Origin of the sequence: Sinorhizobium meliloti (assembly GCF_017876815.1) — a bacterium.
GTDB classification, from domain to species: Bacteria; Pseudomonadota; Alphaproteobacteria; order Rhizobiales; family Rhizobiaceae; genus Sinorhizobium; species Sinorhizobium meliloti.
Window position 1 is genome coordinate 1,427,104 of the sequence record NZ_JAGIOS010000003.1, and the last position, 24,193, is coordinate 1,451,296.

Below are 24,193 nucleotides of genomic sequence, written 5' to 3' on the forward strand. Positions count from 1 at the left end.
TCGCGTCCTCAGCGAGGCATGCTGTTGCTGCTAATGCGGTTCTGCATCGCCTCCGCAGCGGCGTTGCGAATATTGGTTCTCATGCCTTCCTGGGTACGTGCCCTGGCTTGCATCCCGGCGTTGCCAATTGATGCCGCCAGTCGTTGTCCGCCCGACAGGGCGGATACTGGTCCTGATATGCCTGCAAATCGGCCGACGGCGCGCGCAACGTTGCCAATCCCGGCGGCCACGCCACCGGTAATGCCCTGCGCGAGAACCTGAATGTTGAAGAGTACAAATGCGCCCGCGGCGCAAAGCAGCAGGAAAGCGGAAATGTCGCTAAGCTGAAGTTCCCGTTGGTTTGCAGCGCTCGTGACCTTTGTCAGTTCCGGGTCCATGGCTGAGATCAGGAATGCAGCCACGACGTAGACGAATAGCGGGATTAGCGCATACATCAGCACCTGCTGGAACCAGGCGACGCCCATGCCTCTTGTCTGTTCGAAGAGCATGCAGCCGATGAAGATCGGTGCGGTCCCGATCAGCACCCACATCATCACCTTGGCAAGGAGTAGGATCGCCAGAGCCACTGCAATGAAAACCGCCACCGCAAGCATGATCAGAAAACCGATCATGGACGGCAGCACCGCAAAATAACCGGACTGTTCCGCAAAGGCAGAAGCGGCCTCGTTTGCCGTCTTCCAGATCATCGAAAGGCCGTTTGTCGGCTCTGTGATTCCGGTGCCTGTGGCGGTCAGGATCGCCCGGCCGACGTCCTCTGGCGTGTTGTTCAGCCAGGAATAGAAAAGCGTGTTGAAATAGTTCCACTCCCTGACCAGCGCCAGAATGATCAGCATACGGGCTACGCGGCCAATGATCTCGCTGACGCTGACGCGAGCCGTTCCCATGAAAAGCTGGAGGCCGTAGTAGCCCACATATGCAATGAACATGATGGTGAGCAGCGGCACGATCTCATCGCCGACAATCCCATAGGCCCGGGAAGAAAAATTCGCGCCGGTCTGTTCAATTCTGTCCAGCAGATCGCCTAGAAAATCGTGCATCGTTGCAAATTGTCCTTATTCAGCCGCCGTCGCCTCAATGGCAGCGAAGGCGGCCGCTGCGTCACCGTTGACGCTCATCATCGGGCCGCATTCTTGGTGAGGATCCGGCACGTAAGACGTCAGGTTGGCAGGTCTCTTGCAGGGGGCGGTCTTCTCCTTCGCCGCGGTACCGCAGCCGGCCAGGCCGGCCGCGATCAGGACGAGAAACAGAACCTTTGCGGTCGTGGTGTTTTTACTGGTCACTGTAGGTGAGCGCCTTCTTCGAGTTGGAAATGTCCGTCAGGAGTCGCTGGTTATCGGCCTGAAGCGAAGACACGGCGCCGTTCATGACGCCGATCAATTCGTTGATCGTCAGGCCAGCTTGCACCTGAAGCTGAGTGTTCTGATCGATCGATCCTTTGATGTCTTTGGCCTGGCCGATATTTGCGCCCGCCTGCTCGAAAGAGGTGCGGCGAGTCTGGACGGCCTGCTGCGAGCCAGTCACGAGCGCCGCGACACCGAGGACGGTGTTGACCATCTCTTCGTAAGACTTGTCGCCCGAAAACGAGCTGCCCGCCTGCCCGGACAGGTTCTTCACCAGTTGCAGGCCGTTGATGAAGGTCGTTGCGACCTTGGCAACATCGCCGCCCATGCTTCCGAAGTTCGGAACGCCGCCAGACATCAGGCTATCGAAGGACGGCATTTGAGAGACGCTGAAGCCATTGCCGACGGCAAGGTTCTGCATCTGATTGGCGTCGCTACCGCGATCGCCAGTTACCGCCTGTAGGGTCTCCTGCACCGTTTTCAGGACTTCCTTGTTGGTGCCGAGAATGTCGTCTGTGGTTTTCGACGTTCTCTGCGCAATCTCAAGATTGGCAGCGTCGATGACCGGGACTTGCGCGAAAGCTGTAGACGCAAGGGCTATCGAACACGCCGACAAAATCGAAGGCTTCATGGCAGTTCTCCTCATTGAGCGGTCAACATCAGATCTACGTTGGCTTCGCGTTCCCGCTTCTGGACGCAAGCCTTCTCAGTCGGGCTCCATTCAAGCCCCTCGCGAGGATCGCAAATGCCAGTCGTTTTGCGGTCCGTCTCATCGTCATCCTTCTTGAAGTCGCTCGTACGTGATGCGCCTGAAAGATTGCCCACATCGACCGCACTTCGAGAATTCATGAGGTCCGCCATCGTCGTGCCGAGGCGGATGACCTGGTTCATCATTTCGAGGTTGGCATTTCGCGCGCCGGAATTATGGTCCCAACTGTCCTGAATTCTCCCGCTGGACATGGCGCCCAACTGCTGCAGCCAGGAGGCAACATTCCCGCTGCTTTCCCCGATCGCCTCGGACGTCGCCATGGAGTTGATGGTGGAATCCCGCATGCCGGTGAAGGCTGTAGACCCGCCGCCATAGTTCAAAGGGATGTTGGCAACGTCGGAGCCGCCGAAGGCGGGGAGCCACTTTTGGGTGATGTTTGCGACATACCCTTGCGTTTCCTTAAATGGCGGAATGCCGCCATATTTCTGGACGTTGCCAGGTCCTGCGTTATAGGCAGCCAGTGCGAGATTCGCGTTGCCGTTGAAGCGCCGGAGCTGTTGTTTCAGGTAGCGCGCGCCGCCACGAAGATTGTCTTCCATGTCAAATGGATTGACCCCGAGATCCTTTGCCGTACCCGGCATGAGCTGAGAAAGGCCAATGGCGCCGACCGGCGATTTCGCACAGGGATTGAACCGGCTTTCTTGGTAGACGAGCGCCATGAAGAGGCTTTCGTCGACGCCCTCTTCCTGGGCCACTCGCTTCACGAGGCCGGTGATTTCCGGGTTGGCCGTTGCAGCGGAAGCGGCATCACCGCTGCGACCTGGACGATACAATGAGCAGGTCACGCTCTTGCTGACCGTATGACGGTCACTATCCGTCTTCTCGATTTCCGTCGTCGTCTGGTCGCGTTTGGTGTCGGTCTCGAGCACCTCGCCGTCAAGCACCGGCACCTGAGGGTGCGCCGTTCCGAAGGCACCAAGCCACAGCGCAGAAATCACCCACAAAGCAGGACTCTTCCTCATTCGGCCTTCTCCCATCCGCAAAATTTAGCCAGCCAATTTTCAGGCTCGCCGCCATATTGTTCCCGAAGCGCCGCGCACTCCTCGACGGTCTCCTTGCGGCCGGAGAGCACCTTCACGAGATCGGGCATGGCGGAGAGATCGAGCCGAGCGATGACCGAGTCATTGCCGTGCTTGATCAGGAAAGTTCGCTTTTCGGGTGGAGTGTTCTTGATGAAGTTGAATTCCTTCACCGTCAGGCCAAAGCGCTTGATGTAGCTCTCTTCGTCGGCCCGCGGGTTCGGAAAGTGAATGTTCGTCGCCGACTGCTCGATCAGCGTATGCGAGGCTTTTGCCTTGGCGATATCCGCCGCGGACTGGGTGCCGAAGCCAACAATGCCGTTGAGCTTTCGGATGGTTTTCATCTTGTCGACGATGAACGCCGAAAAGGTCTCGTCCATAAGGAGTTGCCAGCCCTCGTCCATGAAGAACATGACCGGGTTCCCGTCGAGCAGCTCGTCAAGACGATGATAGAGGTACATCAGCGCCGGCGTGCGGAGATCCTCATTGCCGAGGATGTTCGTCATGTCGAACCCAAAGACGCTGCGACCCGAGAAAGAGAGGACGTCGTGCTGAGCGTTGAAGAGCCACGCCTTTTCACCTTCGATCCAAGGACGAAGGCGAGAGTGAAGGTCATTGGCATCCGCCCGCGACCGACCCACAAGCAAGGCGGCCAGGTTCGCTAGGTTCCGTTCCGCCGCAGGTTCCTGCATCAGGCGGACGATCGCCCGCTCAAGCGTATCCTCGTCTTCCTGAGTGAAGTCACTGCGATCACCGGAGCGCAGCATTGCCTTCAGGAGGCGAAGGAGAAATTCGCGGTTTGGGCCGGTATTTTCGAGCTGCAGCGGGTTAAAGCCGGTTGGCGTTCCCGGTGACAGCACCTCATATGAACCGCCAATCGCCCTTACGAAGATTTCCGCGCCGCGATCCTTGTCGAAGAACACGGCCTTTGGCGTCGGTGAAACGCGCATCGCCTGTGCGAGCAGGAAGGTCAAAGCGACCGTTTTACCGGAGCCGGTTGGTCCCGTGACGAGGAAGTGCCCGATGTCGCGGCGATGGAAGTTGAACCAGTACGGCGTCTGCGACGTGGTTTCGAGGATCGTGATCGGCAGTCCCCAATGAGTGCGATCGGCCTGGCCCGTCGCGAAATTGTGCATGGAGGACAGGCCGGAAAAATTCGCGCTCGACAACATCGCTTTGCGAGCAATGTAGCTGTGATTGCCGGGCAGTTGCGCCCAAAATCCCGCTTCGAGGTTCAGATCCTCGCGAAGCCAGGTGAGGTTCATGTCGGTGAGGCAAGCACCGAGTTCGGAAACGGTGCGGCTAAGGCCCGGGAGATCGCGGGAGAGGCATAGGAGCGAAAGATGGTGGAAACCGAAGACGGCTTCCTGGTTCATCAGGCTATTGAGCGCATAGTCGATATCCTGTTCAACTGTGCTACCGGACTCGTCCGAGGCTCTGATCTGCCTCTGCAATCGACTAATACGTTCTTGAGCGATCGGCTTGTCGGCGATGGTGAAGGATTGCGTCAGAATGAATTCGTGGTTCACCTGCAGCAGGCCGTCCAGCATTCCCGGCCCGGTGAAGGGCGGATATTCCTTGATGGACAGCAGCGCCCCAAAGCGGGTGTCTGCATAGACGGCCGCTTGAGCTTGCATCGTCCGCTTGCTGAAATGCAGTCGCGACGTTCCGACATAATTGCGAATGCCCATGCGTGGCAGGCGCATCTTGCGCGGCACACCGCAGCTCAGGATCGCATTGAAGAACTCGCAGGGTTCCGAGTAAGGCTCGCCTTTCTCCTTCTCTTCATGCACTTCAATGTTGGCTTCGTCGTCATTCCTGCGACGATAGGTAATTCCGAGCGCCCGGGCTCCATACTTGTGCAGATCGCGGACGATGTTGCCGATCAGCTCCTCGAGCTCTGTAACATCTTCGCGCGTTCGCTGGACCCGAGCGTCCCTGTTTGCCTTGTCAAAGAGCCTCTTCAACGAGTCGCCGACGCCGAGGGCGCCCCGCATCCCAGACCGAACGATCGTCAAATATATTTCATTCGTAAACATGCGCTTGTGACGCAGTTGCCCCATGTAGCGCTTGTTCAACAGGTCGCAGAATGGTTCATCGAACGCGCCACCGATCTGCGTTTCGACCTCTCTCCGGATCACGGTCGACCAAAGAGAATAGCGGCTCGACCCCAAAGCACGGATCATCGTGTTTTGGACGACCGAACGCATGTTGAGCTCAGCCTGGTCCTCCGTCTGAAAGAACAGTCCATCGAGTTTGATCACGCTTAGAAGCGAGCCGTTTTCCAGCCCGATCACTGTATCGGCGACGTGTCGGAGATACGGAATATGAGTCGACATGGGCCGCTCGTTACTGGCGACCCGGCCGAATCCAAGCTCTTCTTTGACGACTTTCAGCATGGTCACGGTCCGTAGGAGTTGGTGCCCCAAAAGCGCTTGTTGGGCGTGCGGGGCGTCTTGCGGGAAGTCACCTGCATCACATCGAGGATCCTGTTGTCCCAGGTGCAGAGCGAGAACAGGACAAGGTAAGCAACCGGCGCGATCAGCAACGCCAGGAGGTCGTTCGTTGCAAGCCAGCCGATAATGGTGACGCCAACGATCAGCACCACCGCCATGTAGGGGACGCCCCAAAGCGTTGGGGACCGGGTTAACCCGATCACCAACGGCGTCAAAGCTGGCTTTTCGTCCTGAAACTCACTCATCGGTCACTGACCGACCGCCGAGATCATCTCGTCGACGATCGCCGGTGCACCAAACACCAGACCGATGCCCATCACGACCGCGCCGGCCGTGAACCACGATAGGCGTCCGGCGAATGTCAGAAACCCAAGGCCGATAACGGCAATGGTCGCGAGCAGGCGACCGAACGGGCCCGTGATGAAATCGACGATCATCTGCACCGCCGTCTGCAACGGCCCGAACGCGCCGCCTGCGCTCTGCGCTAGAGCCACATCGGCCCCGGCGATCTGGACTGCAGCCACGATGCCGAGCGTCGCTGCGAGCTTGAAAGCCTGAGACTTCCTCGTTTGCATTTCAAATTGCATGTTTCTCTCCTTCAAAAGTGCATGACACCGCCGACAAACTTGCCGGTCTTCTTCACGGCGATGACACCGGCGTCGCCGCTGTCACTCGCATCCGAGACCGCCTGCGGAGCGGCGGCCGGCCTCGCCTTGCCTTTTGCCGACGGCATTGGCAGCCCGAGTTGGTAGTTCACCACCTTGGCGACGTATCCGACTGTTTCCTGGAACGGCGGGATGCCGCCGTGTTGGTAGATCCGCTGTTCGCCGCTGTTGTAGGCAGCCGCGACCAGGAGCGGGTTCTGAAACTCATCAAGCAAAAAGCGCAGGTACTTCATCCCGCCCTCGATATTCTGAGCGGGATCACAGATGTCCTTGACGCCGAACCGCGCAGCCGTCGCAGGCATGAGCTGCATCGGTCCGCGCGCGCCCTTTGGGGAATTGCGGCTTTGGTCAAAGCCGCTCTCTGCCCAGGCGATGGCCGTCGCGAAGACTTCATCGACGCGATATTTGCGCGCCGTCTGTACAACCAGAGACTTAACCTCTTCCGAGCTGAGCGGAGACGGACCGCAGTCTTTGGTGTTGTCATCGATCTGCCGAACTGCACCAAGTTGCTGTATTGAGCCCGCGGGAACTTGCGGTTCATCAACCCTGTTCGGCACGTCGTTGGAGGAAGCGAAATTGCTCAAGACTGCATCAATATGATTCATGCCCCCAAAATCATGGGGGCTTTTGTCAGCTTTGTACTGAACCGCATTTTCCTGCTTCACAACGCCATCAGCGCCTAGCACGAACTCCTTCTCTGAGCCGCGCCAGTGCTCATCGAAGTTCGTTGCAAGATCCGCCTGGCGCTCGATCGTCCAAGTGCCTTTTTTTGTTATAATATCTGCAGATTTCGGCCCATCTTGGGCGTAAGAAATCTGAACCCAGCTCGTGCACAAAAGGGCGCTCCCGGTAAAAGCGGTCCAGCTCACAACGCCTGAAAATCTAGCCCTTTTATCCATCGCCGCGCGCCTAACTTGCGGTGTTGTGATCGAAACGAAAACCAACTAAGCTGGTGAAGATGTCGCATCGATTTGGTTCATCGATACAACTTTTCGAGGCAGACTTAAACCCCCTATTGCAGGGGAACGATCGGAAGCAATATGGGTAAGGGCTAGAAAATGAAACGGACCATCATCGCCGCACTCGTAAGTTGTGCAACCGCAACACCTGCGTTGTCCGTCTCGGACATCAACAAGGATTACATCAAATCGCTCGCAGCGCCGGGCAAGACGGTTCTCGTGCTCGAATATTACGACGGAAGCGGAAAGGTCGCCGATCGGAAGGGCTATGCAACAACGGCCGGATTTAAGGCCGTTTCACCGACCGACTTTCGCGTGGATGACAAGACAACACTGCACCTTTTTGGCCTGGAGCCATGCAAGGGCGAAATGGTCAATCGCAGTGAAGACTTCGCCGGGAGCTGCACCGATTATGCGCAGCAACAGCTTCAGATCCTGTTACAAAATCCGAAGGTCGTGTTTTGCCGTGCCTTTGTGAGCGAGCAAGGTTCGCCCGTCCAGAACGCCACCTGCTACGGCTACTATAATTTCCCCGGTAGCCTCGACTCCGTCGATATGTTCGAGGAGCAGCTTCTGTCGCTCGGCGCGCTCCGCCTCGCAAAAAAGCGAGATGGGACTCCCGTTCGTCCGGATCTCTCCAAAGCTGAGGAGATTGGCCAGAAGGGGTCATTCGGAATGTGGGCCGATCCGAGGGTGAAGGGTCAATGAGAAGGGCTCTTTCCCTTCTGTCGGCTCTCTTGCCGACATCCGTATCCGCAGCGCCCGCAGGCTATTTCGATCTTCTTCCTGGCGTCACCCTGGAAACTGGCGAGACGTGGGTTTCCAATGGTGAAAGATTCCGTCTCTACGGCGTCCAGTCCTGTTTGCGCGGCACTGCCTATACGGACAAGCACGGGCAGAAACGTGACTGCGGCGAGGCGTCCCTTGCCGTGCTGGCGGCCTATATCAAAGACACCAAACCTGTTTGCGCCCCGGTGGTGAAGAAAGACGGTATCGCTTACGTCGTCTGCTACGCCACAGTTGGGAAGGAGCGGCTTGATCTGGCAAACGTCCTGATCACGAGCGGATACGCCTTCGCGTCCCTCAACGGTGAGGGCATGCCCTATCACGTCCCCTATGCCGTGGCTGAGAAACTTGCGCGCGATAAGCGTGCCGGCCTCTGGCAGTTCGAAGACGTCCAGCATCCGGCCATTCTCTTGAGCCGCGAGGTGAATGCGCGAACCAAGAAGGCAGATCAATGAAGCGATACCTACTTGCAGCCGCCGCGCTCGCTACGATCCCCCAGGCAGCGACAGCCGCGGATCTCATCAAGACTCCGGCCGCGGCGGCTCGGCCACCGCAGAGATTGAGCGAAGCTCCAATCTACCAAAATCCGGTCTACAACGGCCAAGTCGCCGTCATGGACGGCCGCACCCTGTGGTATCCGCAATATGCGCAGCGCGTTCGCCTCGTCGAGATCGACGCGTGCGAGCTCCCACAGTGGGCGATTGATCCGAAGTGGGTGGATCGCGAGCGGCAAAAGGCGCCGTCACCCGTTCCGTGCGGCCCACTTGCGAAGGCTTGGCTCAAGAGGACCATAGGCAGCAGACCGGTCGAATGTACCGTCGTAGCGTATGGCAATGACGGTATCCCCCAGGCCCGCTGCACGTCAGCCGGCCGCGATATTGCGGTCGAGATGCTTCGTGTCGGATGGGCGCGTGTCGCGTCGCCCTATTCATACAACAGCCAATACCTGGTCTATCAGCAGAACGCGATGGCGGCTCGCTATGGCATGTGGGCCACTTACGTCCTCGACATGAACGAGTGGCGTCGCAAGGCCGTCGACAAGACGCTAGACCGCGAGCCGATCGCTGATTTCAACCTGCTTGTCGAACGGGAAAGAGAAATATCGCCTCCCTTCATCGACGCGCGGAAAAAGCCCAAGAGGACAGACCGATAGTTGCCAGACTTCGCACATATTGCGAGCTCATTCGCAACCGATCCGCTGGCGAGCTTAATGCTCGCCATTCCCTTATCGTTTGCGCTCATCGTCGTTTCGGAACAAATCTGTGGGTGCACGGTCCGTTCGCCCTGGCGCTCCTGATCCTTTCGATCCTCTTTCTCGATCGACGTCATCTGGCGCTGGACAGCTTTCTTGTCGGCTTATTCGCCTTTGCACCGCTTTGCCGGGACATTCCCAACCAGCCGATGCTTTTTCGGATCGGGATTCTCTGGTTTTCAGCCTTCGCGCTCGTTGCCGCCATCATCTACGCAGCAGGCGGTCGAGTGAACCATGCCACACCGCTCGACAAGCTATTCGTCGACCACGCGTCTCCAGCCGCAACCATCATGAGGCCAACTGACATGAAACACCTGCTTTATGCTGCAGCCGGTCTTGCTGCACTTGCCTTCGCCCCCACAGGAGCGGAGGCAGAAGATGCTTCCTGGGGCTGCCAGGTCCTCCTTTGCGCTGCTTCACAAAATCCGTCATGGCAGGGCGTTCCCTATTGCGTGCCCCCGATGAAGAGGCTGATAGCCGCAATGTCGAAGCCGGGATTTGATTGGCCCATTTGCCACGATGCGAAGGCCGGCGAGCCAGGTCGGCAAGAGTTCGAGGACTGCCCTGCAGGGTCGCGCCCCACCTCTAGCAATGATGGGAACGACAACGGCTTGCGCCGCCGCAACGAGGAGGAGCAATGCGTCCGGGTCGTGGACAGATGCGAGAACCGCGGCGAGTACAACCGCCTCTATGGTGACGAGGACGCCAACCAGCGTAATGGCGTGACCGTAAGGTCCATCAGCGGCAACAGCGACGATTTCGGGAATCGCGACAATCGCTACAACGGCTGCAAGGTGCAGGTAACTTCCCCCCGTCCGCGGCGCGCAAATCCCTGGTTCTTCGACATCCCAAACGACAAGGGCGTCAAAGAGCGCTTCTGGTTCAATCTACGCACCTAGCCCTTGCCTAAGAGGAAGAATCTATGCACCAGAACGCCATAATCGCGATCGCAGCCACCCTCGGTATAATGGTTGGCGCCGGCGGCACCTACATTGCAACCTCTGAGCCGAAAGTTGAAGCTCAGGCCATCTCGAAAGCAGAGCTGGTTGCGGCTATCTCCGCTGATCCATCGCTTTGCCCTATTCCGACTGTTGAAGCGCCGACGGAAGCCGAAGCATTGGCCGCCTACCGCAAAGCACATGCGGCGTCTCCTCTCGTTTGGGATCGGAATAATCTGCCGGAAATCTCTCTGGCGCTCGGCCAATGTGACAAGGCCGGGGCAGGGCCAGGCGTCGCTTGCATGACCTCAGTCAAGATGGGACCCGAAGCGCGGCCTATTGATCGAATCGTCGGCTTCGCAAAATCAGCATCCGGCGAGTGGATCGCCACCATCAACTAAGAAAGAAGCCGCCCAACAAGGCGGCTTTATTCTTCTGCCCTTTACGCTCGACCCAGCACATTGCCGGGCCAGGGCAGAGGCCTACTCCATAGGCTCGGTCGTGCTCAAGACGGCATCCATTTCTTTCGGCTTGAGCGAGCCTCGCGTCGCGAACAAATACGCGGCCAAGTGCGTCAACTTTTGCCATCCTTGTTGATCGTTGCACGGCCGGTGGTTCACGATCCTTAGCCTGGCGGCCTCTTCCTCTTTCGTCACCTTGAGCAGAGCCTTTGCGTAGACCACGTTGGTTACATCGCCAGCCGCGCGGCGTTCATCCCATTCGTGCACCGCCTCAGAAGTCGCCGATAGCGCCGCTATATGCCGCTCGATCATCGTATCCAACGACACGGTGGCTTCCATTCCAAAATCCTCTGTCATCGCACCCTCAATCCCAGGTTCCGCGCTAACTGCTGGACCTCCCAAATCGAAGGGAGAGCAGGCCCGCTCCTGCTCCCGAGCTCGTGCGGAACAGCGGAAGAGAGGGGGACAAGCGCTAAACCGGAGGGGGATCACCCACCCGCCGGGCCGTGTCGGCGCAGCCGTCCGGTGCTGCAGGCCATCGGGCCGAAGCATGGGGAGACCGGTTTAGTGCTTGTGGGGGAGAGAGGGCAGGGCTCTCTCTTCCCCTCTCAGAAAGTTCAAAATATGCGGCCTTCGGCCGTTATTTCGGTGCAATACGGAGAGGTAGTTTTCTCTCTCAACATACGGCGATCGTACCGAGCTAATGGGCTTGCCTCAATGACAGACGGTTCCCCCAATTTTGCCGCGAGCGACAAAATCGGCTCCCCCATCTGCCCTTCGGGCCAGCGCGATCATTGACACAAGCCCATTAGCTCGGGGCTCAGCCTCTGTTTTGAATCAGAGGAGCTGACGATGACCACTTACGAGCACATTGAGGAATTGCGGGCCGAGTTGGCGGCATCCATCGACGCCGGCGAGCGTCAGCAGATCGCGGCCGAGCTGGAGCGCGCCGTCGCGCAGCGCCAGCAGGAAGAGGCCGCATTCGACGCGCTGATCAGCGTTGAGCCGCCTCACTAGGCGGCTCGCGATCTTTCCTGAGTATCACTGTAACGGCGGCCGACGCCAACTGCATATTCGCCGGGCCGATCATTTGTCCGCACACGATAGAAACCGCTTCAAGCTCAAACCCGCCAATAAAATGTAAGGCGGCATGGCGAGCGAATAGTGACCGCAGTTCAGTTCCAAAACATTCGGCCTGACTCCGACGTCCTTCAGCTTCTGAATGAGGCGTCTGGATAGGGCGGGCAACACCACCTTGTCCCGCGTAGCCAACACGACGTGAAGTTCGAGATCGGGCCGTGCCAGATTATGCGCGTAATTCTCTAAGTTGAGCGGACCCCATGCCCTTCGGAGATCGGTAAGCTCAATTACAGGCTCAAGGCTATCGCGTATCGATCGGGTCGCGCGCCCCGTCCAAACCATGTCTGCGAGACTTCCCGCCGTCAAAAATAACGAGGCCTTCGATACGGCCGGATCATGCGCAGCGATCAATCCCGCAACCCAGGAGCCAAGGCTCATGCCGAGAACCGAGACCTCTCGATAGCCTTCGCTCTTCAGCCAGCGGACGAGCTTTCGCCCATCCCATACGGCCTGCCTTACAGACTGGATCGTTCGGCCGAGATTCGAACTAAGCATATAATCGGCGTACAGCGAGCCGGGACGGCTGCGCTCGAAGTGATAAGGCATAGCAATCTCGACAACCGTGATTCCACGCTGCGAGAAAAACTTGGCAATCTGACGATTTCGGGTGCTGGCATTCCAGTGATGAAAAATCACCATTGCCTGATCGAGCGAGCCGCTCTCGGTGATTTTTGCCCAAACGACGTTGTTCTCTTCGACGTCAGTAGAAATGTCTGATGGAAATTTGAGCCACCCATCGTGCCTTTCAAAGCCCTGACCGCTCCCGCTCGGCGGTTCGAAGAAGCTTGGATCGGACACGGCCTTGTCCGCCAGGACACAAAATTCATCGAGTGTTTCGACCTTCTTCGCGCTTGGAAAGGCGCGACCGGCGTCAAGGACGAAAGCGGTTGTTTTCTTCGCTTCCTCACCGCGTCGGGCCCGCCGCTCGTCCCAACGATCAAGCCAACTATGATACACTTTGATTGCTTCCCAACTCGTCTGCGCGCCACCGCCCGAACTCTGGATCAAAGAGGCCGTACGTCGCGAGCAGCGTTCCAGTGCCCAGGAGGATCGAAAACCCGTCAAATGCATCGATCAGCAAGTAGCTGGCAAAGAGTAATGCTACGACCGCCGACATCTTCCACAAGGGCGCATGAAAGCGCTTTCCGAACCGGATGGAGCCGTACAGAAAGCCAACACAGGACGAAATAGCGACAAGGAGACTGCTGTAATGGGTCGGCATTCGATAGCTGAAGCTGTTGCTATCGTTTCTCTGCCCGTTCAAGACTGAAGACATATCGTTGGCTAGCCAGGTCAGGATATCTTCGCCGTTCGAGGCCAGGTAAGCGCTTTGAGCCTTCATGCATATGGCGACTAGAACACCCAGGACCGTACACCGAAAGATTCCCCGCATCACCCTGAGGCCGATTTCGCCGCCCGCGCGTCGATATTCCTCCAGGCGCATCTTCGATCCCTCTTCAATTTTCCCAAGATCATGGAGGATCGTATGAAGCAGGATGAGGCCCGCGAAGAGCAGATAAAAGCAAAGACACATGTAGAGGTAAGCGAGACCAGTGAACACAACGGTCATCGGCACCGATATGACTTCAGGGCGCACAATGGCTAACTTGCCCCAATCTACCGCATAGTTGCCACCGCCGTTGATCAACGGGATCAAGCACACGCCGATCCACTGGAAAAGACCGGCGAACAACACACAGATCAGAAAAACGGCCCAGTATGTATACGAAGAAGCCTCAACGTTGCGCGCCCAAGCATCGTCGCTTTCCATCTTCTCGCTATACCCTGTCAGCCTGAGGCGTCCTTCGTCTTTCCAGAAGACCAGCAGCTCCGTCACGAGCGCAAAAAACAGGGGCAAAAGCACCATGAAAAGGAATGTCCAATTCGGCGCCCAAAGAAACCCAACCTGCTTAACGACACCATCCGCGCGGCCATAAGTGGCGCTGTGGATCCCCACAATGTACGACAAAAATCCAAGCGCGGAGGCACCGGCAAATACCGAGGCGGGCAAGTTCAAGGGCGATCCACGGGTGAAAAGCGCCTCCGATGTTCTTGCCAAGTTGAAACCCTGTCGGCCCGCAGGCCGTGTCTGATTATCGACCATCACAGGCGGCGGCATGTCTGGAACCCGCAGCGCCGTGCTGCTACCCGCCTTCTTTGAATCTCGCCTCTTGGCGGTTAGCCGTAATTGCGCCGCGCTGAGCTCCATCTGCCATTCGCTGGTCGCTTCGGGATCGTCGCACCCAAAGATCCGCGCCAGCCAACGAATGTTGGAGGTGCTAATCCCCTTCTCGTTCTGTTGAAACCAGAGCTGGACCGTCCGCAAATCGACCCCGATCCGGTTGGAGTCGATCTGTGAAATCGCCTCTGCCAAAAGCTCCGGCGTCCATGGGCCTTGGGGAAACCCGTCACTGCCTAATGGCCGGCCTGCTCCCGCAGCGGCTAACTGCTTGAACAGTTCCTTGAAATCGCTCCCGTCCTTGGGCGGTGCGACAAAAATCTTTCCGTTCTTTTCCAAAGGCTTATAGGCCCAAATTTCGTTTCGGTTCGTATCCTATCGTGCCTTCAGCCTCAATCAATGGTCTTAACGCCCGCAATGCAACTTGATCGGTGAGGCATTCCATCATGCTATTGTTGTCGTCATCCAGTTCGCGTTCGTCCCGTGACACCGGCGACATTTCTCCGAGCCCGAGCGCGGCTTTGAGTGCGTCAGCGCCGGATCGCAAGGTGGGACAAAAAGAAGAGGGCGGGGCGGAAACTGCGATTTCCCTTTGCGAGTTGATGGAGCGGCATATAGCGGCACAACTCGCGACCGCGGACGCCGTTCGTGCGTGGGATGAACCCAGGGCGGCCAGCAAGGTTACGAACGTAGCCTATGCAAACCGACTGTTAGATGTTGCGCGGGATGAAGAAGCCTGCCGGCTTGCGATCATCAATTACAGGCCGCGGGGCGATCGGGAATCGAGGCTGAAGCTGGCCTATATGGCAGCTTACCTCATCGCGACACGTGGCACCCTGCAACCCAGTCAGATGAATGCCGTCTTGGAAGACACTCGCGATCGGCCAAGCACATCGGTTTCCTGAGTCTCCTTTACGCCGGATTGCACAATAGTGTGCTGAGACCACACTGCTGTCGATTATGCCGGGGCGATGTCCCGTATCGACCATTGCGTCGAACACGAGTCGTCACGCATTGCGGTGTGACTACTAATGTAAATGCAACAAGGGCTTAAAGGCTGCCACAGGGCAGGAGATCAGTCCCTGGTCAGGCGTGCTGGTCGGGGTTGCTAAGCCTGTCCGGGCGGATGGCGACGCTGTAAAGAAGGTCTGCTCCGCGCCATCAGCGGGCCATCCTCAGACGGCGATTCTCTGCGCGAACACCAAACAATCGGGCATCAGCGTATTTAGCCCTTCAACCAGCATGTCCGACACTTCTGCTAGCGCGCCTACCGGCATTGTCTCAAGGCTTTCCAACACAAACCACATGCGGCCATCGACTGCCTCCAGTCGGGTGCGCGTGCCCTGCCGCCAGTTCCAACGCCGGCATGTGACGCCCGCATCGTCTCGCCAGATGACCTCTCCCGGGAGGGGATTTTCGATCACCACTTCGCCATTCATGACTGTTTCGAATGGTTCGCTTCCGTCGGCCACGGTAAGAAGCGGACGCCCAGCATAGGCATCGTAGTTCTCGCCGCCAACGGGAATGGCATATTTGAGACTGACGGCGTTATAGAGATCGACGATAGGATTGATCGAAGGAATCATTCCGTCCTTCAACACCCGCTTTCTCAGTGCTTGCGCCGAACAGGGTGTCCGATTGGGCTTGGCTCCAAACCGGGTATAGGCGTCGGCCCAACTGGTCAAATGGGCGTCCGCCCATGCTGGGCCGCCCCGCAAGACGTAATCGCAGGCATCCGTCAGAAGCCCCGTGTGAAGGCTTCCTTCTCCGGCATTTGTTGCGTCGACATGAATGCTCATCGCTCTGAAACCGGGTGCGATTTCCTTGATCCGTTCGTCGATCACGGGCGATTCAAACATCTATTGCTAACTCCAGAATTCCATTCAAGGGCCAATTGCTCGTCTCAGACCGGGATCATGTCAGAAACGATCTGATCGGTAGGGCTGCGGCTATCGGCAAGTCCGTGTTTCACCCCTTTGCGATCGGCCCCAGGGCGATTTTGGCTCATCTTGCGCTTCCCCTGCAGCGAAACGACGGGCATGCGAATACCGACAATGCCGCGAAGCTGAGCCTTGATGTAGGCTTCGGGAGCGTCAGTGACTGCCCAAGGTAGCGAGCGTGACGCCTCGTGAATGCCCGTGAGGCGCGACACCACCTCGAATAGTCGTTCGGCTTCTTCGAAAAACTCAACCGGCCCGGTCGCATGAACGGCTGTGTAGTTCCATGTTGGGACTACCTTCCCATGCTCGGCTTTTGAGGCGTACCAGGACGGCGTCACATAAGCGTCCGGTCCCATAAAGACCGCAAGTCCATGTCCGACGACAGGAGCCTGCCACTGCGGGTTCGGTCGCGCCAGATGCGCATAGAGGACGCCCCTTTCTCCCTCCGCCTCATCGAGGAACATAGGTAAGGGGGTGGCCATCGGACCACCGGGTGTAGCCGTCACGAAATTGGCAAGACGACATTGCCGCATCATTTCGTAGAGCTCGGTCGTGTCTTCCACGGCGAAGGCTGGCGGGGTGTACATAAGCATCTCCTTGACGTGAGCTCATTATTCACATCAAGGTGGCACAAGATACACCGCCACTTTTGGAATATCTCATTGGTCCAGTTAGTGAAGGGCTCACGAAAGAGCGGCGCGACCCGCCGCATTTACCTGTCTTTGCGCGACCAGATTACGTCTGGCGTCTACGATGCGGGTGAGAGATTGCCCTCGAGCCGCGCGCTTGCGGGCGAACTCGGCGTTTCCAGGACCACGGTGACGGCCGCCTACGACCAGCTGATCTCTGAGGGGTATATTACGGTGCGGCAGGGCGCCAAGCCCACGGTCACGTCCGAGGGACGACATCCGTACACCAGACCCGCATCGCAAGCACAGGAACCCACTCCCCAGGTGTCCGCCTATGCCTCACGTGCAATGGCATTGCCGAAGAACATCAGCGCGGAACAGGCGGCGCTTCAATACGACTTCCGGTACGGCGACATTGCTTCGTCGGACTTTCCCAAGCTGGCTTGGCGGCGCGCCCTGAACGCGGCAGTTCTGGCGTACCGAGAACGGCTTGGCTATGAGCATCCAGCCGGTAACCTGGCACTTCGTCGTGCGCTGCAAGGCTATCTCTGGCGAGCCCGTGGCATTGAATGCGATATCACCCAGATCATCGTGGTCAGCGGTTCCCAGCAGGCGTTGGACCTGTGTGCGCGGGTGTTTGTCGATCCGGGAGGCCAGGTTGTCCTCGAGGAGCCCTGCTACGCGATGGCCCGCAACGTGATGCTTGCAACAGGAGCAATGCCTGTCGCCATCCCCTGCGACAAGGATGGAATGGACACCTCTCGGCTTCCCGTTCCTAAGGACGTAGCCCTGGCATTTGTAACACCCAGCCATCAGTTTCCGCTGGGCGGCGTTCTACCGTCCGGACGTCGCAAAGCCCTGATCGAATGGGCGATCTCCGGCAACACCTACATCATCGAGGACGACTACGACGGGGAGTATCGATATGACGTACGTCCGATTCCGCCGCTGTGGATGATCGGTCAAGGTCGGGTCATCTATGTCGGCACCGTATCCAAGACGCTGTCGCCAACGCTCCGCCTTGGTTACATGGTGCTGCCTGGCACGCTTGCGGAGCCCTTTGTCCGATGCAAGCAGATCACCGATCGACACAGCTCGAGCTTCGAGCAAGAGGCTCTCGCTTCGATGATCGAAACGGGCGCATATGAAAGCCACGTTCGAAAGATGAGGCGACTGAACGCCGAAAGGCGTACGGCATTCCTGAATGCAATGGCCGAAGCGTTTGGCGACGAGGTCGACATCGTTGGCACGTCGGCGGGCCTCCATGTCGTCGTGTGGTTCAACCACCTCACTGGCAGCGATGAAGAGCGTTTTGCCGCCTCCGCGAGGCAAGAAGGTGTTGGCATCTACCCAATCTCGCGTCTGTATGCGGCCCCAACAGATCAACGTGCGGGGTTCATATTCGGATACGCCGGCTTGCCCGTTGAGCAGATTGGAAAGGGTGTGAATGACCTAGTACAGGTCTACCGATCCAAATTCCGATCGGCATGACCGGTTTGGGCCGTCCCCGTCATGTCGCGCGTGAGGGTAAATCCGTCCTGCTGAAGGTGGTCGTGGCACATCAACAGAGATTTATGTCGTCCCGGGTCGAGGGTCAGATTGCTCGAAGGTGAAGGAGGTCAGGAGGTTTGTGACAATATTGGTCGCCTTCTCCTTCACCAGAGTTTCGGTCCATTCATTCGTTCCCCGCAGCCTGAGGTCGCTGTAGATGCTGCCTACCGCACCCTCTTCGATACGCTTTATATGTGCCGTGAAGGCGACTTCACCATGAGATTGATAGAGGTCACGGACGACCATGCGGAGGATTTCCTGCATTGCGATCTGCCATGCCGTCGTGCTTGCCTGAAGTTCGAGCGTATCGTCTGCCATGGGATTTCCTGCATTGGGTGGATCACCTGGGTGCGTGGTGAAGCTGGCGACCACGCCTATTTTGCCCGCCTCGTGATGAGAGCTGAGGTTGCTCTCGCACGGTCATCCGACTCTTTTGCCAGCCGGGCTTCCCGCAACCGAGCAGTTTTGGCATCGCGGGCCAGCGTTACGAAATCTTGCTCTTCCACTGCCTGGTCTCTGGCGAAGAATTGGCTTTGAACCTTGTTGAAAGCGCTTTCCGCCCGTTGACGAGCCTTACTGAACGTCTGTGCCATAGGTTTTCTTTCTCGGGGTCGGCCGTTCCATCGGCCAAAAAAAAGCCGGGCATCACGCCCGGCCTTGGTTGGTTCATGCCCTCGACAGTGCCAGTACATCCGTGGTCAAGGAGAGCAGGTACCGATATTAGGCAGCCTGGAGATTGCAGGCCGACATCTTGCCCGACTTATTGTCGCGCTCCAGCTCGTAGCTGAGCTTCTGGCCTTCGACGATTTCGCGCATGCCTGCACGCTCGACGGCCGAGATGTGGACAAACGCGTCAGCGCCGCCATTGTCAGGCTCGATGAAGCCGAAGCCCTTGGTAGAATTAAACCATTTAACTGTGCCAGTGGTCATGATGAACCCTTTCGTAGCATTGGTGATCGACCGCGATGTTGGTGACATCGTGGATGGTGATAGCGATATTTTTAAAGGAAAGGTTCGTTCAGGCGCGGTGCCAGTCGCGCGGTAACCAAAGCTCAGCAAGAAAAAGATCGATAAACGCCAGATAGTGGTTCGCAATCAGAATGTCAACCAATAGTTTTGATGACGTAGCGCTAAAGGCGGTCACAGGTGCGGCGAAGCTAAGCGCAAACCTTCGTTCGCTCACATGCAGGAGCGACACGTTCGCCATCAATCCTGCGCCGGCTCCCACGGCTCGACTGGATTGCCCTCCGGATCATGAATCCGGGCAAAGCGACCTGCCTCCGAGTTCCACTCATTCAGGTTTCCAGCGCGATTCCACTTGCCGTTAGGCTGGCCACCAGCCAATCGAGATCATCGGCTCGGAAATTGACCATCCATTGTTGTTCCGCTCGACCGAAAAGTCCGTGTCCTTCGAGAAAGGACCAAATATCGTCATCCCCGCCTCCTGCCGCCATACCGACTTGTGCAGGTCGTCAATACCGAGATGCTTTTGATACCATTCGGCCAGGCCAGCCGGGTTCGCCGCCCAAAAAACAGACCGCCGATTCCAACGGCTTTTGGCATAGAGCTCTCCTCATCTTGAAACAGAACAATGCAGCTCATTGGGCGCACGTGCAATCTGAAGATTAGGAGGGACGTGGTGTCCGCTTCGGGCGAATAGGCGCGGTGACGCAGAAGCGCCAGCAGCAGTTATCCCTCCGGAAGGGTAGGGGAAACTTAGGTTGGGAAGTTCTCATCCATCCACGGACGAGCGAGCACGAGATCGTCGTCGTTTGCGGCCCATCCATGGCCCGAATCGAGCGCGTGGTGAGTAACCACTGCGATCGCTGCGATGAGCTGTTCTGCGACTTGGGAGGCGTGTGCTGTGGTTCTCTCCTGTTGTCACGCAGACCCGAAATGATAAGCACAGGCTTGCCTGACAATTCGGGAAAAGTGAAATCATCTGAGATTGGCTGTGGCCGTAGCAATATAGCTCCCACGAAATTTTCCGGTGCGAGCGCATGGAGAATCTAATCCAAGTGCAACAATGACGGGTGGAGGGTAGGGGATTACCCGCAATCGCGCAAATGGGCCATGAAGACCTCGGCGGGCGTGCGGTAACCAAGGCATTTCCTGGGCAGTGAATTGAGATGGTGGGCGAGGGCGACCAGTTGCGGCTGGTTGACGGCGGACAGGTCCGTATCGCTCGGCACAAAGCGACGGATGCGCTTGTTGGTGTTCTCGACCGCGCCTTTCTGCCACGGTGAATTCGGATCGCAAAACCAGCTCCTGGCGCCGAGTCCATCTTCCAAAGCCTTGAAACCGCGAAACTCGGTACCACGGTCGAAGGTGAAGCTCTGCCGGGCAAAGGCGGGTAGCGGTGAGAAGGCATCGATGATCTTGTCGATGAGCGGACGAGAGTGACGGCTGCCATTCTTGATCATCACCGTGTAGCGGCTCTTGCGCTCGACCAGCGAGGTGACATTGGCTTCACCAAGGTCGCGCCGGAAGATCAGGAGATCACCCTCCCAGTGGCCGAACTGAGAGCGATCGGCAATGAAATCAGGGCGTTGGCTGATCCTGCAGTCCAACGGGATCGAGCCGTCACGGGGTTTGCGGGAGCGGCGTGGGCGGCGCTTACGACGGCCTTCCGGCAGATGCTGATAGAGCTCCAGCGCATAATCTTCCTTGCTATAGATGAAGCGATAGATCGTCTCGGTGCAGACGCGGACGGCGCTCACACCATCGGCAAGCAGACGGCCGGCGATCTGCTCCGGCGACCAAAGTGCCTTCAGCTGCTCGATGACCAGTTCGCGCAATTGCGGGTGGCGGCTGAGCTTGCGCAGCCGTCGCCGACGCTCCTTCGAGATGTCGTTGGCGATACCGCTGTAATAGCCGCTGTATTCCGGAAACTCGGCATCATGAAAGGTATTGCGCTTCAGTTCACGATAGATCGTCGATCGATGCCGACCGAGTTGGCGGGCGATCTCACCGACAGGAACTTTGCGTTCCACGAGCTGATGCAAACGTCGTCGATCGGAAAGGGTGAGTTGCGAATAGCAAAGCGACATCCAAAAATCTCCAAGGCGAAGCCTTTGTTTTTATTGGCATGTCGCACTTGGAAATAGAATGTACCCGGCATTGATGCTGGTCGGTTTGCGAGAGAGACTCATTCGCAATCGAACGCAGCTCGCCAATGCCATACGCGGGTTTGCCATGGAGTTCGGCATTGCTGCGGCCAAGGGCATGTGCCGAATCGAACCGTTGCTGGAGCGGATTGCGGCTGATCAATCCCTGCCTGCATTGGCCCGCGAGCTTTTTGCCATGCATGGCGTTGAGTATCGCCGAAAAGAAGGCGGTCGAGGAAAAACTGACAGCGTTGCATCGCTCCGATGAATTATGTTGTGTGAACTTGCAAGGGAGAACAGATGGTGCGATCGATCCAAGACGCGTGACACTCCGTCAGTTCCAGTGGCCTTTTAGGTCGTTGCCGTGTTAGGAAGTAAGCGCCGTCTCCGCCCCATTGGATAGGCTGTATTTTGAGGCTGGCTGGGCGTGCGAGAAGGTTTCCAGGACTATCTGGAGATTTGCATGGCAGATGATGGATTTGTTGGGCGCTACGAAGTTGTCGAGCCGCGCCGCGGAAACCGGCGTTGGCCCGATGATGTGAAGGCGCGGATTGTCGCGGAGAGCCTTGAGCCGGGTGTTCGAGTTGTTGATGTCGCGCGCCGTCATGACGTTGTTCCGCACCAGCTTTCCTTCTGGCGTCGGCAAGCGCGCGAGGGCATTTTGGCGCTGCCTTTTGAGTCTATGCCGGGCCTATCGGAGAGCGGCGATGCCGAGCCTGCATTTGTGCCTTTGGCGATTGCGGCAGAGCCGAGCGAGGCTGTGAATGTTTTGGCGCCGCTGAAACTGCGGGAGGCGGTTTCGTCAGTCTTGACGCTCACGATCGGCCCGGACGTTGTGATGCGGGTTCCCGGCGATGTATCGGTTGAACGTGTGGCGGCCCTGGTGCGCGCCATTCGAGGGACGGCATGATCGTCGCGGGCCAACGACTGCCGATCCTGGTTGCAACGCGGCCGGTGGACTTCCGCTGTGGGCATCAGGCGCTGGCTCTGATGATGCAGACCGAGTTGAAGCTCGACCCGCATTCCGGGGTGACGGTGATCTTCCGGTCGAAGCGCGGTGATCGTCTGAAAATCCTGGTATGGGATGGCACCGGCATGGTGCTAACCTACAAAATTCTTGAACATGGAAGCTTTGCCTGGCCCAAGGTGCAGGATGGGACGATGCGTCTTTCCAGGGGGCAATACGAAGCTTTGTTCGAAGGTCTTGATTGGCGACGGGTCATGGCGCAACGGGTGACCGCGCCGTCGGCGGCAGGGTAAATATACGGCTGCCTTTGCATTGTTTTATTTGGCTTTTTTGTGCTGCCTTGCTATAAGGCCGCATGTCGTCACCCCTTGATCTCAGCCTGTTTCCGAACCTTCCGCCCGAGGTGGTGAAGGCGTTTGCGGCGATGCAGTTCGAGCTGTCGGTCGAGCGTGCTGCACGTCAGCATGAGCAGGCTGTGGTTGCCGAAAAGGATGCGTTCATCGCCGAGCTGAAGGAACTGGTCGAGAAGCTTGAAGGTCAGGTTCACGACTATCGGCGCACGAAGTTCGGGCCGAAATCGGAAAAGCTCGATCCGGCGCAGATGGAACTGGCGCTGGAAGACCTTGAAACGGCAATTGCCGAAACACAGGCGCGGATTGCCGCCGTCGAGAAAAAGATCGAAGCCAGCGCATCTGATCCGGAAAAAGTCGCTCCTCGCAAGGAGCGTAAGGCCCGTGCACTGCCCGAACATTTGCCGCGGGTCGAGCGGGTGATCGAGCCTGAGAGCATCGTTTGTCCCTGCGGTTGCGGCAACATGGTCCGGATCGGCGAAGACCGGACGGAACGGCTCGACCGGATTCCGGCGCGCTACGAGGTGATCGTCACGATCCGCCCGAAATACGCCTGCCCCAAGGGTCGAACGGGCATCGTCCAGGCCAGAGCGCCGGCGCATCTCTTAGAAGGGAGCTGGCCGACCGAAGCCCTTCTGGCTGAGATTGCCGTCTCCAAGCATTCCGAACATATGCCGCTCAACCGGCAGGCCGAGGTCATGGCGCGACACGGGGTGCCGATAGACCGCACCGTCCTGGCCGATTGGATGGGCAGGACGGGTGCTGCGATCGCGCCGGTGGTCGACCATATGGCCAAACGGCTGCTGTGGGAAAGCACGCGGCTTTATGTCGACGAGACAACGGCTCCGGTGCTTGATCCGGGGCGAGGCAAAACGAAGACCGGTTATCTATGGGCCGTGTTGCGTGACGATCGCGGCTGGAATGGCTCTGCGCCGCCAGGCGTGGTGTTCCATTACCGGCCCGGGCGTAAAGGCGAATATGCCGCTGAAATCCTCGACGGGTTTAACGGGACAATCCAAGTGGATGCCTACGGTGGTTACTCTCACCTCGCCACGTCGGACCGGGTGGGTGGCGATCCCTTGAGGCTGGCTTTCTGTTGGGCGCACGGGCGCAGAAAGCTGATCAAGGCCACGCCAAAGAGTGGATCGCCCATCGTCGACGAGGCGCTGGTGCGGATCGCCGCGCTCTACAAGATCGAAGACAGCATCCGTGGCTCAGATCCCGAACATCGCCGGGCAGTTCGACAGGAGCTGTCCCTCCCGCTGGTGGACGCGTTCTTCACCTGGCTGGCAGCGCAAGCCAAGCGCATCTCACGCAAGTCTGACCTCGGAAAAGCCCTGGCCTATATGCTAACGCGGCAGGACGGCTTCCGGCTGTACCTGGACGACGGCCACGTCGATATCGACTCCAACCTGGTGGAAAACGCGATCCGCCGACCCGCCATGAACCGCCGCAATGCGCTCTTTGCGGGGCACGATGAAGGGGGCCGCAATTGGGCCCGGTTTGCCAGCCTGATCGGCACTTGTAAAATGAACGGCGTTGAGCCCTACGCCTATCTGTGCAACCTCTTCACCCGCCTCGCAAACGGCCACCTCGCCAAAGACATCGATGCCCTGATGCCATGGGCCTATGCCGCTCGCATCCAGGCCTCACAATGAGCTCGTCAGATACTCTTCGGTGAGCTC

The 24,193-nt window shown here is 58.1% G+C and carries 29 protein-coding genes and 2 pseudogenes; 12 read left to right on the plus strand and 19 right to left on the minus strand.

Going from position 1 to position 24,193, the window contains the following annotated elements:
* Positions 1-8: 8 nt before the first annotated feature.
* The 8 genes from JOH52_RS33410 to JOH52_RS33445 are packed head-to-tail and all read right to left on the minus strand — an operon-like array spanning position 9 to position 7,085.
* The gene (locus tag JOH52_RS33410) at positions 9-1,037 is read right to left on the minus strand and encodes a TrbL/VirB6 family protein (protein WP_014531072.1); all 1,029 of its coding nucleotides are present in this window, start codon (positions 1,035-1,037) and stop codon (positions 9-11) included.
* 15 nt (positions 1,038-1,052) lie between these two features.
* Positions 1,053-1,280: a hypothetical protein gene (locus JOH52_RS33415; protein ID WP_014531073.1), complete on the minus strand. Its 228-nt coding sequence runs from the start codon at positions 1,278-1,280 to the stop codon at positions 1,053-1,055.
* On the minus strand, positions 1,270-1,971 hold the full coding sequence (locus JOH52_RS33420) for a type IV secretion system protein (RefSeq protein ID WP_014531074.1): 702 nt from the start codon (positions 1,969-1,971) through the stop codon (positions 1,270-1,272). Before JOH52_RS33420 ends, JOH52_RS33415 begins: the two co-directional genes overlap by 11 nt.
* A gap of 11 nt (positions 1,972-1,982) precedes the next feature.
* Positions 1,983-3,071 carry a lytic transglycosylase domain-containing protein gene (locus JOH52_RS33425; RefSeq protein WP_014531075.1) on the minus strand — a complete coding sequence of 363 codons (1,089 nt, stop codon included), beginning with the start codon at positions 3,069-3,071 and terminating at the stop codon, positions 1,983-1,985.
* Complete coding sequence (locus JOH52_RS33430; protein WP_014531076.1) at positions 3,068-5,527, minus strand: VirB4 family type IV secretion/conjugal transfer ATPase; 2,460 nt, start codon at positions 5,525-5,527, stop codon at positions 3,068-3,070. Before JOH52_RS33430 ends, JOH52_RS33425 begins: the two co-directional genes overlap by 4 nt.
* 2 nt (positions 5,528-5,529) lie before the next feature.
* A complete protein-coding gene (locus tag JOH52_RS33435; protein WP_014531077.1) occupies positions 5,530-5,829 on the minus strand; it encodes a VirB3 family type IV secretion system protein in 300 nt (99 codons plus the stop codon).
* Between the two features lie 3 nt (positions 5,830-5,832).
* Positions 5,833-6,171 carry a TrbC/VirB2 family type IV secretion system protein gene (locus tag JOH52_RS33440; protein WP_014531078.1) on the minus strand — a complete coding sequence of 113 codons (339 nt, stop codon included), beginning with the start codon at positions 6,169-6,171 and terminating at the stop codon, positions 5,833-5,835.
* Positions 6,172-6,182: 11 nt separating this feature from the next.
* Positions 6,183-7,085 carry a lytic transglycosylase domain-containing protein gene (locus tag JOH52_RS33445; protein WP_014531079.1) on the minus strand — a complete coding sequence of 301 codons (903 nt, stop codon included), beginning with the start codon at positions 7,083-7,085 and terminating at the stop codon, positions 6,183-6,185.
* Between the two features lie 222 nt (positions 7,086-7,307).
* Between JOH52_RS33445 and JOH52_RS33450 the strand changes: the two genes are divergently transcribed.
* The 5 genes from JOH52_RS33450 to JOH52_RS33475 all read left to right on the plus strand — a co-directional run bounded on the left by JOH52_RS33450 (position 7,308) and on the right by JOH52_RS33475 (position 10,585).
* On the plus strand, positions 7,308-7,916 hold the full coding sequence (locus JOH52_RS33450) for a hypothetical protein (protein ID WP_014531080.1): 609 nt from the start codon (positions 7,308-7,310) through the stop codon (positions 7,914-7,916).
* On the plus strand, positions 7,913-8,449 hold the full coding sequence (locus tag JOH52_RS33455) for a thermonuclease family protein (protein WP_014531081.1): 537 nt from the start codon (positions 7,913-7,915) through the stop codon (positions 8,447-8,449). The genes JOH52_RS33450 and JOH52_RS33455 overlap by 4 nt, the downstream gene beginning before the upstream one ends.
* A complete protein-coding gene (locus JOH52_RS33460) occupies positions 8,446-9,147 on the plus strand; it encodes a thermonuclease family protein (protein ID WP_014531082.1) in 702 nt (233 codons plus the stop codon). The genes JOH52_RS33455 and JOH52_RS33460 overlap by 4 nt, the downstream gene beginning before the upstream one ends.
* Before the next feature lie 404 nt (positions 9,148-9,551).
* Positions 9,552-10,145 carry a hypothetical protein gene (locus tag JOH52_RS33470; protein WP_026029870.1) on the plus strand — a complete coding sequence of 198 codons (594 nt, stop codon included), beginning with the start codon at positions 9,552-9,554 and terminating at the stop codon, positions 10,143-10,145.
* A gap of 23 nt (positions 10,146-10,168) precedes the next feature.
* Positions 10,169-10,585: a hypothetical protein gene (locus JOH52_RS33475; RefSeq protein ID WP_014531084.1), complete on the plus strand. Its 417-nt coding sequence runs from the start codon at positions 10,169-10,171 to the stop codon at positions 10,583-10,585.
* An 81-nt stretch (positions 10,586-10,666) separates the two neighbouring features.
* Here the strand turns inward: JOH52_RS33475 and JOH52_RS33480 are convergent, their stop codons facing one another.
* Positions 10,667-11,002 carry a hypothetical protein gene (locus JOH52_RS33480; protein WP_013845322.1) on the minus strand — a complete coding sequence of 112 codons (336 nt, stop codon included), beginning with the start codon at positions 11,000-11,002 and terminating at the stop codon, positions 10,667-10,669.
* Positions 11,003-11,497: 495 nt separating this feature from the next.
* On the opposite strand from JOH52_RS33480, the gene JOH52_RS33485 reads away from it, so the two are divergent.
* Positions 11,498-11,662 carry a hypothetical protein gene (locus JOH52_RS33485; protein ID WP_013845323.1) on the plus strand — a complete coding sequence of 55 codons (165 nt, stop codon included), beginning with the start codon at positions 11,498-11,500 and terminating at the stop codon, positions 11,660-11,662.
* Positions 11,663-11,731: 69 nt separating this feature from the next.
* On the opposite strand, the gene JOH52_RS33490 is transcribed toward JOH52_RS33485, so the two are convergent.
* Both JOH52_RS33490 and JOH52_RS33495 read right to left on the minus strand, forming a co-directional pair.
* Positions 11,732-12,742 (minus strand): RcgR family putative quorum lactone hydrolase, encoded by a 1,011-nt coding sequence (locus JOH52_RS33490; RefSeq protein WP_013845324.1) that lies wholly within the window; start codon positions 12,740-12,742, stop codon positions 11,732-11,734.
* Positions 12,732-14,303 carry an RcgA family putative transporter gene (locus tag JOH52_RS33495; protein WP_013845325.1) on the minus strand — a complete coding sequence of 524 codons (1,572 nt, stop codon included), beginning with the start codon at positions 14,301-14,303 and terminating at the stop codon, positions 12,732-12,734. Before JOH52_RS33495 ends, JOH52_RS33490 begins: the two co-directional genes overlap by 11 nt.
* 263 nt (positions 14,304-14,566) lie before the next feature.
* Here JOH52_RS33495 and JOH52_RS33500 point away from each other — a divergent pair, with 263 nt between their 5' ends.
* The gene (locus JOH52_RS33500) at positions 14,567-14,869 is read left to right on the plus strand and encodes a hypothetical protein (protein WP_017265009.1); all 303 of its coding nucleotides are present in this window, start codon (positions 14,567-14,569) and stop codon (positions 14,867-14,869) included.
* Positions 14,870-15,139: 270 nt separating this feature from the next.
* Here JOH52_RS33500 and JOH52_RS33505 read toward each other — a convergent pair whose 3' ends face one another.
* Positions 15,140-15,823, minus strand: coding sequence for a B3/B4 domain-containing protein (locus JOH52_RS33505; RefSeq protein WP_014531086.1), 684 nt, complete (start codon positions 15,821-15,823; stop codon positions 15,140-15,142).
* A gap of 44 nt (positions 15,824-15,867) precedes the next feature.
* A complete protein-coding gene (locus tag JOH52_RS33510; protein WP_013845328.1) occupies positions 15,868-16,491 on the minus strand; it encodes an FMN-binding negative transcriptional regulator in 624 nt (207 codons plus the stop codon).
* Positions 16,492-16,566: 75 nt separating this feature from the next.
* Between JOH52_RS33510 and pdxR the strand changes: the two genes are divergently transcribed.
* Positions 16,567-18,024, plus strand: coding sequence for a MocR-like pyridoxine biosynthesis transcription factor PdxR (gene pdxR, locus JOH52_RS33515; protein ID WP_015241476.1), 1,458 nt, complete (start codon positions 16,567-16,569; stop codon positions 18,022-18,024).
* 81 nt (positions 18,025-18,105) lie between these two features.
* On the opposite strand, the gene JOH52_RS33520 is transcribed toward pdxR, so the two are convergent.
* The 6 genes and pseudogenes from JOH52_RS33520 to JOH52_RS33540 all read right to left on the minus strand — a co-directional run bounded on the left by JOH52_RS33520 (position 18,106) and on the right by JOH52_RS33540 (position 21,134).
* Positions 18,106-18,402 (minus strand): hypothetical protein, encoded by a 297-nt coding sequence (locus tag JOH52_RS33520; RefSeq protein ID WP_014531088.1) that lies wholly within the window; start codon positions 18,400-18,402, stop codon positions 18,106-18,108.
* Between the two features lie 56 nt (positions 18,403-18,458).
* A complete protein-coding gene (locus tag JOH52_RS33525) occupies positions 18,459-18,677 on the minus strand; it encodes a hypothetical protein (protein WP_014531089.1) in 219 nt (72 codons plus the stop codon).
* A gap of 127 nt (positions 18,678-18,804) precedes the next feature.
* Positions 18,805-19,014 carry a cold-shock protein gene (locus JOH52_RS33530; protein ID WP_003532639.1) on the minus strand — a complete coding sequence of 70 codons (210 nt, stop codon included), beginning with the start codon at positions 19,012-19,014 and terminating at the stop codon, positions 18,805-18,807.
* A gap of 88 nt (positions 19,015-19,102) precedes the next feature.
* Positions 19,103-19,291, minus strand: coding sequence for a hypothetical protein (locus JOH52_RS33535; RefSeq protein WP_003532635.1), 189 nt, complete (start codon positions 19,289-19,291; stop codon positions 19,103-19,105).
* A pseudogene (locus tag JOH52_RS35740) lies at positions 19,291-19,647 on the minus strand (VOC family protein). Before JOH52_RS35740 ends, JOH52_RS33535 begins: the two are co-directional and overlap by 1 nt.
* 485 nt (positions 19,648-20,132) lie before the next feature.
* Entirely contained in the window at positions 20,133-21,134 is a 1,002-nt protein-coding gene (locus tag JOH52_RS33540) for an IS30 family transposase (protein WP_014531093.1), read from the minus strand.
* A 67-nt stretch (positions 21,135-21,201) separates the two neighbouring features.
* Here JOH52_RS33540 and JOH52_RS33545 point away from each other — a divergent pair.
* The 4 genes and pseudogenes from JOH52_RS33545 to JOH52_RS33560 all read left to right on the plus strand — a co-directional run.
* Positions 21,202-21,460, plus strand: a pseudogene (locus JOH52_RS33545) (IS110 family transposase); the annotation flags it as partial.
* Positions 21,461-21,654: 194 nt separating this feature from the next.
* Positions 21,655-22,101 (plus strand): IS66-like element accessory protein TnpA, encoded by a 447-nt coding sequence (tnpA, locus tag JOH52_RS33550; protein WP_014531097.1) that lies wholly within the window; start codon positions 21,655-21,657, stop codon positions 22,099-22,101.
* The gene (gene tnpB, locus JOH52_RS33555; RefSeq protein ID WP_014531098.1) at positions 22,098-22,451 is read left to right on the plus strand and encodes an IS66 family insertion sequence element accessory protein TnpB; all 354 of its coding nucleotides are present in this window, start codon (positions 22,098-22,100) and stop codon (positions 22,449-22,451) included. Before tnpA ends, tnpB begins: the two co-directional genes overlap by 4 nt.
* Before the next feature lie 62 nt (positions 22,452-22,513).
* Positions 22,514-24,166: an IS66-like element ISRm14 family transposase gene (locus JOH52_RS33560; RefSeq protein ID WP_017266328.1), complete on the plus strand. Its 1,653-nt coding sequence runs from the start codon at positions 22,514-22,516 to the stop codon at positions 24,164-24,166.
* Positions 24,167-24,193 lie beyond the last annotated feature (27 nt).

Excerpts from the sequence above, each read along its gene's own strand:
- JOH52_RS33410 (WP_014531072.1), bottom strand. The coding sequence starts at position 1,037 with ATGCACGATTTTCTAGGCGATCTGCTGGACAGAATTGAACAGACCGGC.
- JOH52_RS33420 (WP_014531074.1), bottom strand. The coding sequence starts at position 1,971 with ATGAAGCCTTCGATTTTGTCGGCGTGTTCGATAGCCCTTGCGTCTACA.
- JOH52_RS33425 (WP_014531075.1), bottom strand. The coding sequence starts at position 3,071 with ATGAGGAAGAGTCCTGCTTTGTGGGTGATTTCTGCGCTGTGGCTTGGT.
- JOH52_RS33430 (WP_014531076.1), bottom strand. The coding sequence starts at position 5,527 with ATGCTGAAAGTCGTCAAAGAAGAGCTTGGATTCGGCCGGGTCGCCAGT.
- JOH52_RS33435 (WP_014531077.1), bottom strand. The coding sequence starts at position 5,829 with ATGAGTGAGTTTCAGGACGAAAAGCCAGCTTTGACGCCGTTGGTGATC.
- JOH52_RS33440 (WP_014531078.1), bottom strand. The coding sequence starts at position 6,171 with ATGCAATTTGAAATGCAAACGAGGAAGTCTCAGGCTTTCAAGCTCGCA.
- JOH52_RS33450 (WP_014531080.1), top strand. The coding sequence starts at position 7,308 with ATGAAACGGACCATCATCGCCGCACTCGTAAGTTGTGCAACCGCAACA.
- JOH52_RS33455 (WP_014531081.1), top strand. The coding sequence starts at position 7,913 with ATGAGAAGGGCTCTTTCCCTTCTGTCGGCTCTCTTGCCGACATCCGTA.
- JOH52_RS33460 (WP_014531082.1), top strand. The coding sequence starts at position 8,446 with ATGAAGCGATACCTACTTGCAGCCGCCGCGCTCGCTACGATCCCCCAG.
- JOH52_RS33470 (WP_026029870.1), top strand. The coding sequence starts at position 9,552 with ATGAAACACCTGCTTTATGCTGCAGCCGGTCTTGCTGCACTTGCCTTC.
- JOH52_RS33475 (WP_014531084.1), top strand. The coding sequence starts at position 10,169 with ATGCACCAGAACGCCATAATCGCGATCGCAGCCACCCTCGGTATAATG.
- JOH52_RS33480 (WP_013845322.1), bottom strand. The coding sequence starts at position 11,002 with ATGACAGAGGATTTTGGAATGGAAGCCACCGTGTCGTTGGATACGATG.
- JOH52_RS33485 (WP_013845323.1), top strand. The coding sequence starts at position 11,498 with ATGACCACTTACGAGCACATTGAGGAATTGCGGGCCGAGTTGGCGGCA.
- JOH52_RS33500 (WP_017265009.1), top strand. The coding sequence starts at position 14,567 with ATGGAGCGGCATATAGCGGCACAACTCGCGACCGCGGACGCCGTTCGT.
- JOH52_RS33505 (WP_014531086.1), bottom strand. The coding sequence starts at position 15,823 with ATGTTTGAATCGCCCGTGATCGACGAACGGATCAAGGAAATCGCACCC.
- JOH52_RS33510 (WP_013845328.1), bottom strand. The coding sequence starts at position 16,491 with ATGTACACCCCGCCAGCCTTCGCCGTGGAAGACACGACCGAGCTCTAC.
- JOH52_RS33520 (WP_014531088.1), bottom strand. The coding sequence starts at position 18,402 with ATGGCAGACGATACGCTCGAACTTCAGGCAAGCACGACGGCATGGCAG.
- JOH52_RS33525 (WP_014531089.1), bottom strand. The coding sequence starts at position 18,677 with ATGGCACAGACGTTCAGTAAGGCTCGTCAACGGGCGGAAAGCGCTTTC.
- JOH52_RS33530 (WP_003532639.1), bottom strand. The coding sequence starts at position 19,014 with ATGACCACTGGCACAGTTAAATGGTTTAATTCTACCAAGGGCTTCGGC.
- JOH52_RS33535 (WP_003532635.1), bottom strand. The coding sequence starts at position 19,291 with ATGGCGAACGTGTCGCTCCTGCATGTGAGCGAACGAAGGTTTGCGCTT.
- JOH52_RS33540 (WP_014531093.1), bottom strand. The coding sequence starts at position 21,134 with ATGTCGCTTTGCTATTCGCAACTCACCCTTTCCGATCGACGACGTTTG.
- tnpA (WP_014531097.1), top strand. The coding sequence starts at position 21,655 with ATGGCAGATGATGGATTTGTTGGGCGCTACGAAGTTGTCGAGCCGCGC.
- tnpB (WP_014531098.1), top strand. The coding sequence starts at position 22,098 with ATGATCGTCGCGGGCCAACGACTGCCGATCCTGGTTGCAACGCGGCCG.
- JOH52_RS33560 (WP_017266328.1), top strand. The coding sequence starts at position 22,514 with ATGTCGTCACCCCTTGATCTCAGCCTGTTTCCGAACCTTCCGCCCGAG.